We start from the raw sequence: 14078 nt of genomic DNA on the forward strand, positions 1-14078 counted from the left end.
GAACGATCAAACACCTTTTTACACCCACCTTTGCAATCATAGAAATGACTCACGTTCTGAAAATTGAAGACTTGCACGTGTCGGTCGGCGACAAGCCGATTCTCCGGGGCGTCAACTTGACCATCAACCATGGCGAAACGCACGCCCTGATGGGCCCCAACGGCAGCGGCAAGAGCACCTTGGGTTTGGCGATCATGGGCCACCCCGGGTACGAAGTGACGTCGGGATCGATCACGCTGGACGGCAAGGACGTGTTGGAGATGGGGCCGGATGAACGGGCACGAGCGGGCATCTTCATGGCGTTCCAACGACCGATGGCGATCCCCGGCGTGAAGATGGCGGATTTCTTGCGTCACGCGACCACCAACGTCCGACGCCCCGACCGCAAGGAAGGCGAAGAGTTGATTCCGATGCGTGAGTTCCGCAAGGAGCTTCGCGAAAAGATGGAACATCTGCGGATGGACAGCGAATTCGCCCGCCGCTACGTCAACGACGGTTTCTCCGGCGGTGAAATGAAACGTGCCGAGATTCTGCAGTTGGCAATGTTGCAACCCAAATTTGCCGTGTTGGATGAAACCGACTCGGGGCTCGATGCCGACGCCGTCCGATTGGCAAGTGAGTCGATCGCGGACATCGGCCACCAGAAAATGGGACTGCTGATCATCACCCACCACGACAAATTGCTCGAACACAATCCCCCGGAATTCACCCACGTCATGCTGGGCGGACGGCTGGTTGAAACCGGCGGCAAGGAACTGGCCGAAGAGCTGCACCAACACGGCTACGACCGCATCCGAAAAGCCTATCCGGATGCCGAAGCGCTGAACCAAAAGCTGCTTGCCGAAGACGCCGAAGAGGCACTGGCGTGAGCTCGCTTGGCAAGCTCGCGTAAGCTCGCTCGGCAACTCGCCCGGCAAACTGAACCCTACGAATCATTCCCATCTCCGTTTTGGAGCTCATCGATATGTCAACCGACGCGCCTGCCGAACCGAAAACCGAAATCGGCGAAATCAACAAGTACAATTTCCGCACCGAGACGACCGGCGTCTTCAAAGCCAAGAAGGGACTCAGTCGCGAGATCGTCAACCAGATCTCCGATATCAAGAACGAACCGGACTGGATGCGTGAGTTCCGCCTGCGTTCGTTGGAGATCTTCGAATCCAAGCCGATGCCCAAATGGGGCGGGGCGATCGATATCGATTTCCAGGACATCTACTACTACCTCAAGCCGACCGATCATCAGGGAAAGACTTGGGATGATGTCCCGCAAGAGATCAAGGACACCTTCGACAAGCTGGGAATTCCCGAAGCGGAAAAGAAGTTTCTGGCCGGGGTGAAGGCTCAGTTCGAAAGCGAAGTCGTTTACGGTTCGCTGGAAGAGGACTTGGCGAAAAAAGGTGTCATCTTTACCGATACCGACACCGCCGTTCGCGAACACCCCGAATTGTTGCGCGAGTACTTCGGCAAGATCATCCCGCCGGAAGACAACAAGTTCGCCGCACTTAACAGCGCGGTCTGGTCCGGAGGATCGTTCATCTACATCCCCAAGGGCGTGTCGATCGACTTCCCGCTGCAGGCGTATTTCCGCATCAACGCCGAGAGCATGGGGCAATTCGAACGGACGCTGATTCTGGTCGACGAAGGTGCCAACGTGCACTACGTCGAAGGCTGCACGGCGCCGATGTACAGCACCGAATCGTTGCACAGCGCGGTCGTCGAAGTCGTGGTCAAACGCAACGCACGCTGTCGTTACACGACCATCCAAAACTGGGCCAACAACATTTACAACCTGGTCACCAAACGGGCGCATGCCTACGGCGATGCGACCATGGAATGGGTCGACGGAAACTTGGGCAGCAAGTTGACGATGAAGTACCCCGCCGTGCACATGAAGGAGCCCGGGGCGCGCGGCGAGATCCTGTCGATCGCGTTCTCCAGTGCCGGCCAGCACCAAGACGCCGGCGCGAAGCTGGTGCACGAGGCGCCCAACACGACCGGACAAATCATCAGCAAGAGTATCAGCAAGAATGGCGGTCGCAGCAGCTACCGCGGTCTGGTTGCGGTGCACCCCGGTGCCCACAACAGCAAGAACAACGTCGTCTGCGACGCGTTGATCTTGGACCCGCAAAGCCGCAGTGACACGTACCCGTACATCGAGATCAGCGAGCAGGATGTTCAAATCGGTCACGAGGCCAGTGTGTCTCGGATCGGCGAAGAGCAGATGTTCTACCTGCTCTCCCGCGGCCTGTCCGAGCAGGAAGCGAGCACGATGATCGTCAACGGTTTTATCGAGCCGCTGGTCAAAGAGCTGCCGATGGAATACGCGATCGAAATGAACCGTCTGATTCAACTGCAAATGGAAGGCAGCGTCGGGTAAGACCTGCTTTTGCCGGCCGAAGCCGTTCCCGGATTCTCGCCTGGTGTGGCGGACAACTGAGCCGACGGCGCTAGCCCGCGGGTGCCAAACGCGATCGGTGTCCAGGCAAGGCCCGAGGCTAGCGCCTTCGGCTCACATAAATGCAAGGCCCGAGGCTAGCGCCTTCGGCTCACATAAAACGAAGGGCCGACCGCCACGTCAACCCACACAGAAATCGAAACCAATCCAACAATTTTTCCATGTCACAAACCATCACACACGCCTTTGATGCCGCCGGGTTCGACGCCTTGCTCGCTAGCCAATCCGAACCGGATTGGTTGACGACGCTGCGCCGCGAAGCATTCGAACATGCCCAGGCGATGCAGTGGCCCGAGCGCCGCCACGAGGAGTGGATTCGCACCGATATCCGGACGTTCCAACTGGCGAAGTTCGGTCTGCCCGTGCTCAACCCGTCCGGTTGTCAGCTCGCCGACACCGATCAGATACACCAACTGGTCGAAGGCGTCGACCTGGGCGGCCGCGTCGAAACGGTCGACGGGTGCATCACCAAGGCATCGCTGGACGAAGACCTGGCGGCCAAGGGCGTTGTCTTCGGCAGCCTGTCCGAGATCGCACAGTCGCATCCCGAGCTCGTGCGTCCCTACCTGTTCACCGCGTTCGATCCCGACCATGACAAGTTCGCGGCGTTGCACGCGGCATTCATGTCCGGCGGCCAGTTCTTGTATGTGCCCCGCGGCGTTGTTGTCGATCGTCCGCTGCACATCGGATCGATCCTGACCGACGGCGGCACCGACACGACGCACACGCTGGTGGTTCTGGAGGATGGTGCCGAAGCCACTCTGCTGCACGAGTCCAACAGCACCGACGCCGGCAACGCGGGTTTGCACTTGGGGTCGATCGAACTGGTGCAAAAACCGGGCTCGCACCTCCGCTATGTCAATCTGCAGGAGTGGGGGCACAAGACCTACCACTTCGCCCAACAAAAAGCTGTGATCGACCGCGATTGCTCGTTGCAGTGGACGATCGCAGCAATGGGATCGCTGTTGTCGAAGGTCAATCAGTCGGTCGATTTGATCGGCCCCGGGGCGTACAGCCAGGTCAACGGCGTGATGTTCACCGAGGCCCGACAGCACCTGGCCTATCACACCCTGCAGCACCACAAGGCCGAGAGTTGCCGCAGCGACTTTCTGTACAAGGCGGCCCAACAGGACAAGAGCCGAACGGTTTGGCGCGGGATGATCAAAGTCGATCCCGCGGCCCAAAAAACCGACGGCTACCAGCGAAATGACAATCTGGTGCTGTCCAATCACGCCCGAGCGGATTCCATTCCGGGACTCGAGATCGAAGCCGACGACGTCCGCTGCACCCACGGCAGCACCACCAGCAAGGTGGACGAAGATCAGATCTTCTACGCCCGCTGCCGCGGTTTTACTCGCAAGGAAGCAACCCGTATGATTGTGACCGGGTTCTTCCAGCAGATTTTCGATCGAATCACGATCGAAAGCGTCCGGGAGGCCCTGGGAGCGGCGATTGCACGCCAAGTCAGAGAATACGCTTGAAGCCAGTTTCAAGCTGGTCGTTTCAAGTTTCAAGTTGGAGGGAAGAACGCTTTAGCGGAGAACTTGAGGCCTGAGACTTGAAGCCTGAAACCCGAATCTTGAGAAAGGAACAAAAAATGGCACTTGCCGAAGACAAGGTCCGTGAATCGCTGAAGCAGGTGATTGACCCCGAGTTATACGTTAACATTGTGGATCTGGGGCTGATCTACGTCGTCGAGATTGGGGACGAGAAAGAAGACGGACGTCACGATGTGAAGATCGAGATGACGATGACCAGCCCGATGTGTCCTGCGGGGCCACAGTTGGTCGCCGGCACCAAGGCGGCGGCCGAAGAGCTTGAGGAAGTCGATGCGTGTGAAGTCAAAGTGGTGATGGAACCGGCGTGGTCGCCGGACCGCATGACGGACGAAGCACGCGATCATTTGGGCATTTTTTAAGGGATTGTCGCTTTGAAGGTTTTCGTCGGGGAATACATCTGCGGCGGCGGCGTCGCAGATCAAGCGATCGACCAGATTCCTCCTTCGCTTAGGAAGGAGGGTGAGGCGATGCTTCACGCTCTGGTGGAAGACCTGTCTGCGTTCTCCGAGACGACGGTCGTGCTGGAAGACCGATTCGAAATCGCGATCAACGCCACAAAGACGGTCTCGTTCGATGTCGGCAAGCCGCTGTGGGCACAATGGGTCGCTGCGGCCAAAGACTGTGACGCGGCGCTGATCATCGCGCCGGAGACGGACGGTTTGATGGCCAAGGGGGTCGCAGCGCTTCGCAGCAGCGGCGTGGAGGTGATCGCGGGCAGCGGCGATTTCTTGCGGGTCGCCAGCGACAAACTTCTCACCGCACAAGTGTTGCACAGTTCCGGCGTCGCACACCCACCGTATATCGCCGTCGGAGACGAACGGATGGTCGGCGTGGTCGCCGGCTGCGAACGATTCGTCGTCAAGCCGCGCGACGGTTGCGGTACGCTGGCGATCCAGACCTACGACGATTTCCGCGAAGCACGCAAGGCGCTCAACCAAGGCACCCTGATGCAAGGTTGGGTCCCCGGCCGCAGCATCTCGATCTCGCTCCTTTCCTCCGGTAATTACCAGACGTTCCTGCCGGCGGTGTCCCAGGAGATCAGTGACGGCGTCTGTGAATACATCGGCGGCTGCGGCCCGCTGAACAACAACGCCCAACGCCGTGCCACCGCATTGGCCGCTCGAGCCATCGCCGCGATGCCGCCCACCGCGCGCGGATTCGTCGGATTGGATCTGATTCTCGGTGAATCGCCGAGCGACGACTGCGTTGTCGAAATCAATCCCCGCCTGACAACCTCTTATGTCGGTTTGCGTGAAATGATTCACGGCAACCTGGCGGCACGCCTGTTCGATATCGAAACCGGACCGGTCAGTTGCAAGGCCAGCGTCAACTCGGTCCATTGGACCGCCGACGGGAAGGTGGAAATCGACACGCCCGAGACGGTGTAGTTCTGTGGATTAGGCTTCCACTATTCCATTTCAGCTTGGTCTTCGGGTAGTGGACGAGGCGACGAGTCCTTCCGAATTGCAAACGGCGAGGACTCCTCGCGTCGTCCACTACCGTTTGCCGCAGTCGCCGTCCTCTCCGAGGTCAGCGCGGGTCAAAGCTTCGGTTTTAGAGCGCCGAGTTCGGAGAACACGGCGACACTCCGAACGCCACACACACTCTCTTTCCCGCCACCATGTTAACCCCATCCCCCGAATCGCAGTCTGTCACACTAGGGGTCGATATCGGCGGGGCCAACCTGAAGTACGCCGACACCGCGGGCCGTGCTTCGTCGGTCGAATTCCCTCTCTGGATGCGGCCCGATGATTTGGCCGGCCAGCTGCAGTCGGATTTCGCCCGCTATCCCGATGTCGCGCAGCTGGTGGTGACGATGACGGGCGAGCTGGCGGATTGTTTTCTCGATCGCGGCGCCGGTGTGCAGCACATCGTCGATCAAGTCTGCCGGGCGGCGAAACGATGCGAATGGCCGGCACCGAGTTTCTATGCCGTCGACGGGCGATTTCACTCTGCCGATTGGGCGATCCAAAACGTTGATCTGGTCGCCGCGTCGAATTGGCACGCGCTGGCAAACTTGGTCGCTAAGCGTTTTGCCCCACAGTTGGCGTCCGGCGGATTGTTGGTCGACATCGGTTCGACGACCACGGATCTGATCCCGCTGCGTGCCGGATCGATCGCCACCAACAGTCGGACCGACTTCGATCGATTGGCCGAAGGATCACTCGTCTACCTCGGCGGCGGACGCACGCCGGTTTGCTCGCTGGTCGATCATCTGGATCTTGATGGGCGTGCGGTTCCGGTGATGCGCGAAGTGTTTGCGACAATGGACGACGTGCGATTGCTGTTGGGGTTTCAGCCCGGTGACGCATCGGATTGCCGCACTGCCGATGGCAAGCCCCGCGACAGCTTTCATGCCGCCAACCGAATCGCTCGGATGATCGGGCTGGATCATCGAACGTTTGCGACCGAGACGGCGATGGAGTTGGCGGTCCAAGTGCATCAGCGGGGGCGTGATCTGGTGCGTGCTGCGATCGAGGCACTGGGAAGCGAGGGGCCGCTGATTGTCAGCGGGCATTGCGGCGATTTGTTGCCCGACAACGCCCTGGGCCGCGAGATCATTTCCCTGCCCGAAACGCTCGGAGACCAGGTTTCTCGCTGCGCCCCGGCTTATGCTATGGCAAAGTTATTCGCCCAGGATCGCCGCCAGGCGCGGCGCGTGAGCCGACGGCGCTAGCCGCGGGCCCTGCGGTGACAACATTGACCGTGGGGGCCCGTGGCCAGCGCCATCGGCTCACGATTGTTTCGGTTGGGTTTATCTCGCGTGCGCGTCGGGCTCGTACTTGTTGACCAATACCACATTCACCCCCATGCGACGTGTCCTTAAAATCGGCGGTAGCCTGCTCTTGCGAGAATCACTTGCCGGATCGATCCAGTCGTGGGTCGCGTCGCAACCGCCGGCGCAGACCATCGCGATCGTCGGCGGCGGAGAATTGATCGATGCGGTACGTCGTCTGGACGCCATGTTCCCCAGCCCACCGACCTGGGTGCATTGGCAGTGTGTCGGCTTGTTGCGAACGACGTTTGAGTGGCTGGGACGACAATTAGACCCGTGGCAGCTTGAATCGACGGCAGAGGACTTCGCACAGATGAAGCGGGCCAATGGATGTCAGAATCATCTGGTCGCCGTCGATGCGTTTTATCACGCCGCGTCCGTTTCGCCGTTGCCCGAAGACTGGACTACGACCACCGACGCGATCGCGGGTTGGCTGTCGATCCTGACGGATGCCGATGAATTGGTGTTGTTGAAATCCTGCGACGTCGACGACTCACTGTCCCTGGACGAACTGGCACGACGGCAAATCGTCGATCCCGCCTTGCCGAATTTGGCCGGTCAATTGCCGCCGCTTCGAATCGTCAACTTTGCCGCGGAGGCCGGTCGATGACGGCGATTCTGGGATTGTCCGCCTTCTACCACGATTCTGCCGCCGCGTTGTTGGTCGATGGTGAAGTCGTCGCCGCGGCACAAGAGGAACGGTTCACGCGCAAGAAACACGATGCCAGTTTCCCTACCCACGCGATCGACTTTTGTTTGAACCAAGCCGGCATCACCGCCGGCGAGTTGGACTACGTCGGCTTTTACGAAAAGCCGCTGCTGAAGTTTGACCGCTTGCTGGAAACGTACCTCTCGTTTGCCCCCCAAGGGTTCCGGTCGTTTTGGAAGGCGATGCCCGCGTGGATGACGGAAAAACTGCATCTGCGGCGTGAGATCCGACGCGGGCTCGGGAACGAATACCGGCGGCGGATCGCGTTCGGTCATCACCATCAGTCGCATGCCGCCAGCGCGTTCTACCCCTCGCCCTATGACCAGGCCGCCATCTTGACCATGGACGGCGTCGGCGAATGGGCTACGACGACGATGGGGATGGGGCGAGGCAGTTCGATTGAGTTGACCGACGAAATCCGATTCCCCCACTCACTCGGTCTGCTCTACTCGGCCTTCACCTACTACTGTGGTTTTCGAGTCAATTCGGGTGAGTACAAGCTGATGGGGCTGGCCCCCTACGGACGGCCCAAGTATGTCGACCTGATCAAGGATCGCTTGGTGACGATTCATGCCGATGGTTCCTTCCATTTGAATCTCGACTACTTCGGCTATTGTCAGTCGTTGCGGATGACGACGCCAAAGTTCCATCGTTTGTTGGGACGGTCGCCGCGGCAAAGGGACAGCGAGATCGAGGATCTGGATCGCGACTTGGCCGCTTCGGTGCAGGTGGTGACCGAAGAGATCGTGTTGCGGTCGGCGCGACATCTTCATGAAACGACGAAAGCCACCAACCTCTGCTTGGCCGGCGGCGTCGCACTCAATTGCGTCGCCAACGGACGCGTGCTTCGCGAAGGCCCCTTCGATTCGATCTGGATTCAACCGGCCGCCGGCGATGCCGGTGGCGCCTTGGGCATCGCACAGTTCATCTGGCATCAACTGCTCGGCAAGCCACGGCGACCCCTGCCGTGCGACTCGCAACGCGGCAGCCTGCTGGGGCCGGAGTACTCGAGCGAACAGGTGCGCGCGGTGCTGGATCGTCACGGTGCGGTTTACGAATCGATCACTGATACCGGAGAGCTCGACCGCAGGGCGGCGGCATTGTTGGCCGATGGGATGGTGGTGGGGCGATTCGCCGGGCGGGCGGAATTCGGACCGCGGGCACTGGGCAACCGCAGTATTCTGGGCGACCCGCGGCGAAGCGACATGCAGTCGACGATGAATTTAAAAATCAAGTTTCGTGAATCGTTCCGGCCCTTCGCGCCCGCCGTTTTACTGGACCATGTCGGCGACTATTTTGCGTTGGACGACAGACAGACCAGCCCCTACATGTTGCTGGTGTGCCAAACGAAAAGCGATGCCTTGCCGGCGGTAACGCACGTCGACGGATCGGCCCGTGTGCAGACGGTGGACCAGGAACAGAATCCGCGATTCGAAGCGCTGCTTGCGGAGTTCTACCGTCAAACCGGCTGCCCGGTGCTGATCAACACCAGCTTCAACGTCCGTGGCGAGCCGATCGTCGGTTCACCGGACGACGCGTATCGCTGCTTCATGAAGACCCACATGGACGCACTGGTGGTCGGCGATTGTTTGTTGGTGAAGGAGCGGCAAAGAGGACGGATGGCAGAATGAAATGCCAGCGGGAAGCGTGAGCGAGCGGCCCATGCTTCCGATAGCGTGCAACGGGAAGGCGGCAAAACGATGGGGGCAAAACGATGAGTGAGAAATGCCAGCGGGAAGCGTGAGCGAGCGGCCCGAGCTTGGGACAGCGTACAACGGGAAGAGGGCAAAACGATGGGGGCAAAACAATGGGAGAGAAATGCCAGCGGGAAGCGTGAGCGAGCGGCCCGAGCTTGGGACAGCGTACAACGGGAAGAGGGCAAAACGATGGGGGCAAAACAATGGGAGGGAAATGCCAGCGGGAAGCGTCAGCGAGCGGCCTGTGCATGGGGCAGCGTGCAGCGGGAAGGAGGCAGAATGATTCGGGGCAGAATGATGGGAGAGAAATGCCAGCGGGAAACGTCACGGCCTGTTGATTTAATTCGATCACACGTGGGATCAGCCGTTTCGCGCAAGCGTACGGGCCTCCAATACCAAGAAAATGCACTGTCGCCCGTAGGCTCGCGCCAAACGGCTGATTAAATCAACAGGCCAGTCAGCGAGCGGCCCAAGCTTGGATTTGCGTGCCGCGGTAAGGAAACCGAATGATGCGGGGGAAAATGTTTGGGGGCAGGGATGGCATGTGGTAAACAGGATTAGAATGACAGGTCTACCGACATGTTGAGCACAACGATTCTTTCATTGTTTTGCCCCCATCGTTTTGCCACTGCTCCGATCCCCAGCTAAGTTGTCGTCCCCTGAGACCCCGCCTTTAATCATCACCTCACCATGCCCCCCCCGACCGCCTCACAACAACGCTATTTCGGGATCGCCATCGCGGCGGCATTATTGATGCTGTCGTGGATCGGTTGGCGTGCGATCGGTTCGCCGCTGCTGTCCGGCGGGTTGGTTGTCGCGGCGTTGGGCCTGGCGCCTGTGTATTATTTATTCCCGGCATCGCAGCCAAAACTGATGGCGTTATTTCACGCGATCACGTTTCCGATCCGCTGGACTGCCACGATCGTTGTGCTGGGAATCGTTTATTATGCAGTGGTGACGCCGGTGTCGATTTGGTTTCGCCTGAGCGGCAAATCGATTCGCAAATCCGATCCCGACGCACGGTCCAACTGGCGGTCGATCGAATTGCCATCCGAACCGGAATCCTACTTCAGAACCTTCTAAGCGCCACGATGACGACGCCCCACAGCCCGTCCGAGCAACCTCAAGACGAACAAGGCGACAAGTCCTTCGACTCGATGGCCGAGGGATCGGATCCGGGGATCTTGCGCGAGTTCATCTGGTTTGTGAAGTACAACAAGAAGTGGTGGTTGACGCCCATCCTGGTCGTGTTACTGCTGTTGGTCGTCCTGGCCTTCGTCACCAGTTCCCCCGCCGCCCCCTTCATTTACACGTTGTTCTGACTTTGCGTTATCGTCCAGAACGTCACCGACGATTTCATGCCACCGCTTGGCAATTTTTCTGTACTGACTGTACTTGAGCTCTGCACTTTGGTTTTCCACCTCTGCTTGTACCGCTTGAGATTTCACATCGGATAGCTCAGCAGAGGTCGTCGCTCCCGATGTAAAAAGTTGTTCGGTAACGCCAAGCTTTGCTTTTGCTTTCTCAAATAGTTCTTGTTTTGAGCGAAGCTCTGTTGCTAGCTGTTGAATCACATCCGCCATGTAGTCTCTTTCTAATTCAAGACGAAAGCGTTTGGTTTCTTGGAGGGGTTTAAGGTTTGCGATGGCTTTAGTGATATTCCTACGACTTTGGTCGCTCTGCACCGGCATTCTTTCGAGCGTTTGTCGCCAGGCATCACCTTTCTCCTGTAGCGAGCGGATTTCTGCGACCAACTCCCTCGCTCTGTCGAGACGGCCGTAGGTGTCTTCGAAGGACGCCACACCGGTGGGAAGTGGGGATGCAGATGCGCTGCCAAGCACATTTTCAATCAAAACCGGAGACGGCTCATTCGACTGCAGCGAGGCTTCTCCTTTCGGGATCAACGTCAGCATCGGACGCGCCTTCCCGGGACGCAAGATGTCTTCGCCGATGTAGGTTTGCGCGATTTTTTCTTCCGCCTGACGCACCGTCAGCCCGGCGACTTCGATCGGGTCAACCATCGGCAGCGTGATCGCGCCGTCGGAGCCGACGGCCAGTGGGAATCCGGTGACCAACCGCCCCGAATTCATCACGGTGACGTTGGGCGGAATCGGCGGCCCTTTGGCGGGGCCCATCGGCAGGATGCCCGGCAGGTAGACCGCGACGGTGTCACCGATGCCGATGACGTCAAAGAATTCGTCTTCTGGCGGAGTGTTGGCTTGCCAGTCCGCGACTTGCTCGGACAGCAAGTCTTCGACTTTGCGGTCGATGATCCGGTCTCGGATCGCCTCGCGGTTCTCGAGCGTTTCCTCTGCCCGACGCAACTTCTCTCGCATCTCCCGGATCTGCTCGCGCTGGGCCGTCTGGCGAGCGTCGAAACTCTGCTCGACGAGCGTCCTGACTTTCGTCTTCAACAGCGATTTGGAATCTGAGTCGCCTTGCGTGCTTCGGTACTCCGCCGCAATCGACTCGGCGTCTCGAATCAGTTTTTGATGGTTCTCATCGGCCAATCCGTGAGTCGAGCCGGCGATGGCGAACCACACGATCATCACTGTTACAGATCTCATTCGACTTCTCCCGTTTGATCGTTCTGTTCAATGCCTAGGTCCAAATCGCTCAACTGTCGGTCAAGCTCGTTCAATATCTGACCGACCCCATCGTCCCACTCCGCGGAGACGACGGGCGGGGGCTCCGTGTCCACGGTCGGTGGGTGCGGTCTCGAGGGCTGGACAGGGGTTACGGCCGGCCACATCACCACGCCTGCAATGACACCAGAGACGGTCACGATCAAAAACAGAATCGCGATGATTGCGCGATGCCATGCACGTTGCCGTTTCGGAAGCAGTTCCTGCGGCAGACGATGGCGTGGATCGTGAAGATGATTGAGGCATTGACGCAGTGTCTTTGCCACGATCGAAGCGCTGCCCATTCGGCGGTCCCGGTCCTTTTCCATCAGCCGGGCGACCAACTGGCACATCCAATCGGGAACGTCGGGATTGAACTGGCTGATCGGGCGCGGTGATTCTTCGACGATCCGACGGAGCACTCCGTAACAACTGTCTGACGTGTAAGGTGGGTGTCCGGTACACATCGCGTACAGGACACTTCCCAGGCTAAACAGATCCGTTCGATGATCGATCGTCTCTCCACGAGCCTGTTCCGGCGACATGTATTCCGGTGTTCCGGCCAGCGTGCCGCTGCGGGTCAAGCCGAGATCGTCGACGGCGCGGGCGAGCCCGAAATCGGTCAGCTTCAATCGTTCGATGCCGTCACCCAACAGGATGTTGCTCGGTTTCACGTCGCGATGGATCAGCCCTTTGTCATGGGCCGCTGCCAAGCCGTCGGCTACCTGACAGGCGATATGCAGCATCGCTTCGGTCGACATCGGCCATGATCGTTCGATGCGTCTTGCCAGCGACTCGCCGCGGACATAGGGCATGACCAGATACGGAAGACCATCGACTTCGCTGACCCCGTGAATCTCGATCACGTTTTCATGAACGATCGAAGCGGCGGCGCGGGCTTCCCGCGCGAACCGTTTTCGCGAGATCGGTGAAGCCGCCAAGGTGGGACGCAACAACTTGATCGCGACAAATCGATTAAGAGCTCCGTCAAACGCTTTCAGAACGACCGCGGTCGCACCCGCCCCGACGATTCCGACCACTTCATAGACACCCAGTCGTCCGATCTTGCTGGGGTCGTCTGTCGGAGCAAGCAGGTTATGGATCTGTTGGTCTTCGACAAACCAAAGCTCGTCCGGCGAAGCATGCGTTCGCTCGGCATCGAGCGTGACGATCCTCTCGGGCGTCGAATCGGACAGGCACCCCGAGAGGGCCTGCCACCAATCCTGACCCGCTGCGATCGATTCCAGGTTGTTCTGGCAGGTTCGACATTCACCCAGATGGGTCTCAATTTCTTCCGCTCTCTCCCTCGGCAGGTCTTCGCACAGATACTGAAGCAGTGTCTCCGCCGCGGGGTGAAGTTCAGGGTTCATCGGGTGATTCTCCCGATGAGTCTTCCGGCATGAGACTTTCATCGAATCGCTGCACCTCTTCGCGCAGCCGTCTCATGATGCGTGAGCGGCTTGTGTAAACCGCGCCGACGGATCGTCCGAGCTGCTCGGCGACCGTGTCGACGCTCTGTTGTTCGACCGACGTTTTCCAGAATGCCATCCAAGATGACTCGGCAAACTCTCCACGGATTCGCCCGGCCGCCCAGCGGAAAATCTCGTTGCGGCTTTCGTGACACATGACTCGATCAAACGCCTGCTGGTCACCCATATCCGTCAACTGCGCCAGTTGGTCATGGACTTCGGTCAATCCGCTGGCTTGCTCACGCGGCCGTCGGCGATGGTGATCGATGATCGCGGATCGGATGACCTGCCCCAGCCAGGTGCGGAATCGCGCCTGGTTGGAATCGTGATCAAACCCGACGATCCCCTTGCTGACGCGAATCAAAACCTCTTGAACGATGTCCGACGCGTCGGCTTCCTGTAACCCGTAGCGGATCGAAACGCGGCGGATCACACCGCGATAGACCTGGACAAACTGCTGCCACGCCTCGCGATCACTGTGGTCACGCAGCCGTATCAGGATACTCGGTCGTGTATCTGGAGCGTTCAAAATCAAATCGTCCAAAGACGGGGGATTGAGAATCAGCAGATTACACGCAGGGAGTTCGGGGATCTGTCAGCGGATTGAAAGATTTTGGGATTAAAAAGGCAGAATGATGGGGGCAACGGGATGAAAGGGGGCAAGGCGATGGGAGAGAAATGCCAGCGGGAAGCGTCACGGCCTGTTGATTTAATCAGCCGTTTGGCGCGAGCCTACGGGCGCCGGTGCGTTTTCTTGGTAGAAGAAGCCCGTACGCTTGCGCGAAACGG

The 14078-nt window shown here is 59.0% G+C and carries 13 protein-coding genes; 10 read left to right on the forward strand and 3 right to left on the reverse strand.

Features of this window, described 5'->3' with window-relative positions; translation table 11 throughout:
* Positions 1 to 44: 44 nt before the first annotated feature.
* The 10 genes from sufC to Mal15_RS04845 all read left to right on the forward strand — a co-directional run bounded on the left by sufC (position 45) and on the right by Mal15_RS04845 (position 10518).
* Complete coding sequence (sufC, locus tag Mal15_RS04800) at positions 45 to 869, forward strand: Fe-S cluster assembly ATPase SufC (RefSeq protein WP_147866718.1); 825 nt, start codon at positions 45 to 47, stop codon at positions 867 to 869.
* Between the two features lie 95 nt (positions 870 to 964).
* The gene (gene sufB, locus Mal15_RS04805; protein ID WP_147866719.1) at positions 965 to 2377 is read left to right on the forward strand and encodes a Fe-S cluster assembly protein SufB; all 1413 of its coding nucleotides are present in this window, start codon (positions 965 to 967) and stop codon (positions 2375 to 2377) included.
* A gap of 239 nt (positions 2378 to 2616) precedes the next feature.
* Positions 2617 to 3936, forward strand: coding sequence for a Fe-S cluster assembly protein SufD (gene sufD, locus Mal15_RS04810; RefSeq protein WP_147866720.1), 1320 nt, complete (start codon positions 2617 to 2619; stop codon positions 3934 to 3936).
* Positions 3937 to 4052: 116 nt separating this feature from the next.
* Positions 4053 to 4373, forward strand: coding sequence for a metal-sulfur cluster assembly factor (locus Mal15_RS04815; protein WP_147866721.1), 321 nt, complete (start codon positions 4053 to 4055; stop codon positions 4371 to 4373).
* 12 nt (positions 4374 to 4385) lie between these two features.
* Positions 4386 to 5402, forward strand: a complete 1017-nt coding sequence (locus Mal15_RS04820; protein ID WP_147866722.1) for an ATP-grasp domain-containing protein — start codon at positions 4386 to 4388, stop codon at positions 5400 to 5402.
* A gap of 233 nt (positions 5403 to 5635) precedes the next feature.
* Positions 5636 to 6691: a hydantoinase/oxoprolinase family protein gene (locus tag Mal15_RS04825; protein ID WP_147866723.1), complete on the forward strand. Its 1056-nt coding sequence runs from the start codon at positions 5636 to 5638 to the stop codon at positions 6689 to 6691.
* 133 nt (positions 6692 to 6824) lie between these two features.
* Complete coding sequence (locus Mal15_RS04830) at positions 6825 to 7400, forward strand: amino acid kinase family protein (protein WP_147866724.1); 576 nt, start codon at positions 6825 to 6827, stop codon at positions 7398 to 7400.
* Positions 7397 to 9130 carry a carbamoyltransferase family protein gene (locus Mal15_RS04835; protein WP_147866725.1) on the forward strand — a complete coding sequence of 578 codons (1734 nt, stop codon included), beginning with the start codon at positions 7397 to 7399 and terminating at the stop codon, positions 9128 to 9130. Before Mal15_RS04830 ends, Mal15_RS04835 begins: the two co-directional genes overlap by 4 nt.
* A gap of 756 nt (positions 9131 to 9886) precedes the next feature.
* Positions 9887 to 10279: a hypothetical protein gene (locus Mal15_RS04840; protein ID WP_147866726.1), complete on the forward strand. Its 393-nt coding sequence runs from the start codon at positions 9887 to 9889 to the stop codon at positions 10277 to 10279.
* An 8-nt stretch (positions 10280 to 10287) separates the two neighbouring features.
* Positions 10288 to 10518 carry a DUF5989 family protein gene (locus tag Mal15_RS04845; RefSeq protein WP_147866727.1) on the forward strand — a complete coding sequence of 77 codons (231 nt, stop codon included), beginning with the start codon at positions 10288 to 10290 and terminating at the stop codon, positions 10516 to 10518.
* Here Mal15_RS04845 and Mal15_RS04850 read toward each other — a convergent pair.
* The 3 genes from Mal15_RS04850 to Mal15_RS04860 all read right to left on the reverse strand — a co-directional run bounded on the left by Mal15_RS04850 (position 10447) and on the right by Mal15_RS04860 (position 13818).
* Entirely contained in the window at positions 10447 to 11445 is a 999-nt protein-coding gene (locus tag Mal15_RS04850) for a polysaccharide biosynthesis/export family protein (RefSeq protein ID WP_167546632.1), read from the reverse strand. The two genes, Mal15_RS04845 and Mal15_RS04850, sit on opposite strands and share 72 nt — an antisense overlap.
* 314 nt (positions 11446 to 11759) lie before the next feature.
* Positions 11760 to 13190: a serine/threonine-protein kinase gene (locus Mal15_RS04855; protein WP_167546633.1), complete on the reverse strand. Its 1431-nt coding sequence runs from the start codon at positions 13188 to 13190 to the stop codon at positions 11760 to 11762.
* Complete coding sequence (locus Mal15_RS04860) at positions 13180 to 13818, reverse strand: RNA polymerase sigma factor (protein WP_167546634.1); 639 nt, start codon at positions 13816 to 13818, stop codon at positions 13180 to 13182. The genes Mal15_RS04855 and Mal15_RS04860 overlap by 11 nt, the downstream gene beginning before the upstream one ends.
* Positions 13819 to 14078 lie beyond the last annotated feature (260 nt).

The sequence above is a fragment of the Stieleria maiorica genome, assembly GCF_008035925.1.
Taxonomy (GTDB): Bacteria; Planctomycetota; Planctomycetia; order Pirellulales; family Pirellulaceae; genus Stieleria; species Stieleria maiorica.

Coding starts and splice junctions, on each gene's coding strand:
- sufC (WP_147866718.1), top strand. CDS start 45: ATGACTCACGTTCTGAAAATTGAAGACTTGCACGTGTCGGTCGGCGAC.
- sufB (WP_147866719.1), top strand. CDS start 965: ATGTCAACCGACGCGCCTGCCGAACCGAAAACCGAAATCGGCGAAATC.
- sufD (WP_147866720.1), top strand. CDS start 2,617: ATGTCACAAACCATCACACACGCCTTTGATGCCGCCGGGTTCGACGCC.
- Mal15_RS04815 (WP_147866721.1), top strand. CDS start 4,053: ATGGCACTTGCCGAAGACAAGGTCCGTGAATCGCTGAAGCAGGTGATT.
- Mal15_RS04825 (WP_147866723.1), top strand. CDS start 5,636: ATGTTAACCCCATCCCCCGAATCGCAGTCTGTCACACTAGGGGTCGAT.
- Mal15_RS04830 (WP_147866724.1), top strand. CDS start 6,825: ATGCGACGTGTCCTTAAAATCGGCGGTAGCCTGCTCTTGCGAGAATCA.
- Mal15_RS04835 (WP_147866725.1), top strand. CDS start 7,397: ATGACGGCGATTCTGGGATTGTCCGCCTTCTACCACGATTCTGCCGCC.
- Mal15_RS04840 (WP_147866726.1), top strand. CDS start 9,887: ATGCCCCCCCCGACCGCCTCACAACAACGCTATTTCGGGATCGCCATC.
- Mal15_RS04845 (WP_147866727.1), top strand. CDS start 10,288: ATGACGACGCCCCACAGCCCGTCCGAGCAACCTCAAGACGAACAAGGC.
- Mal15_RS04855 (WP_167546633.1), bottom strand. CDS start 13,190: ATGAACCCTGAACTTCACCCCGCGGCGGAGACACTGCTTCAGTATCTG.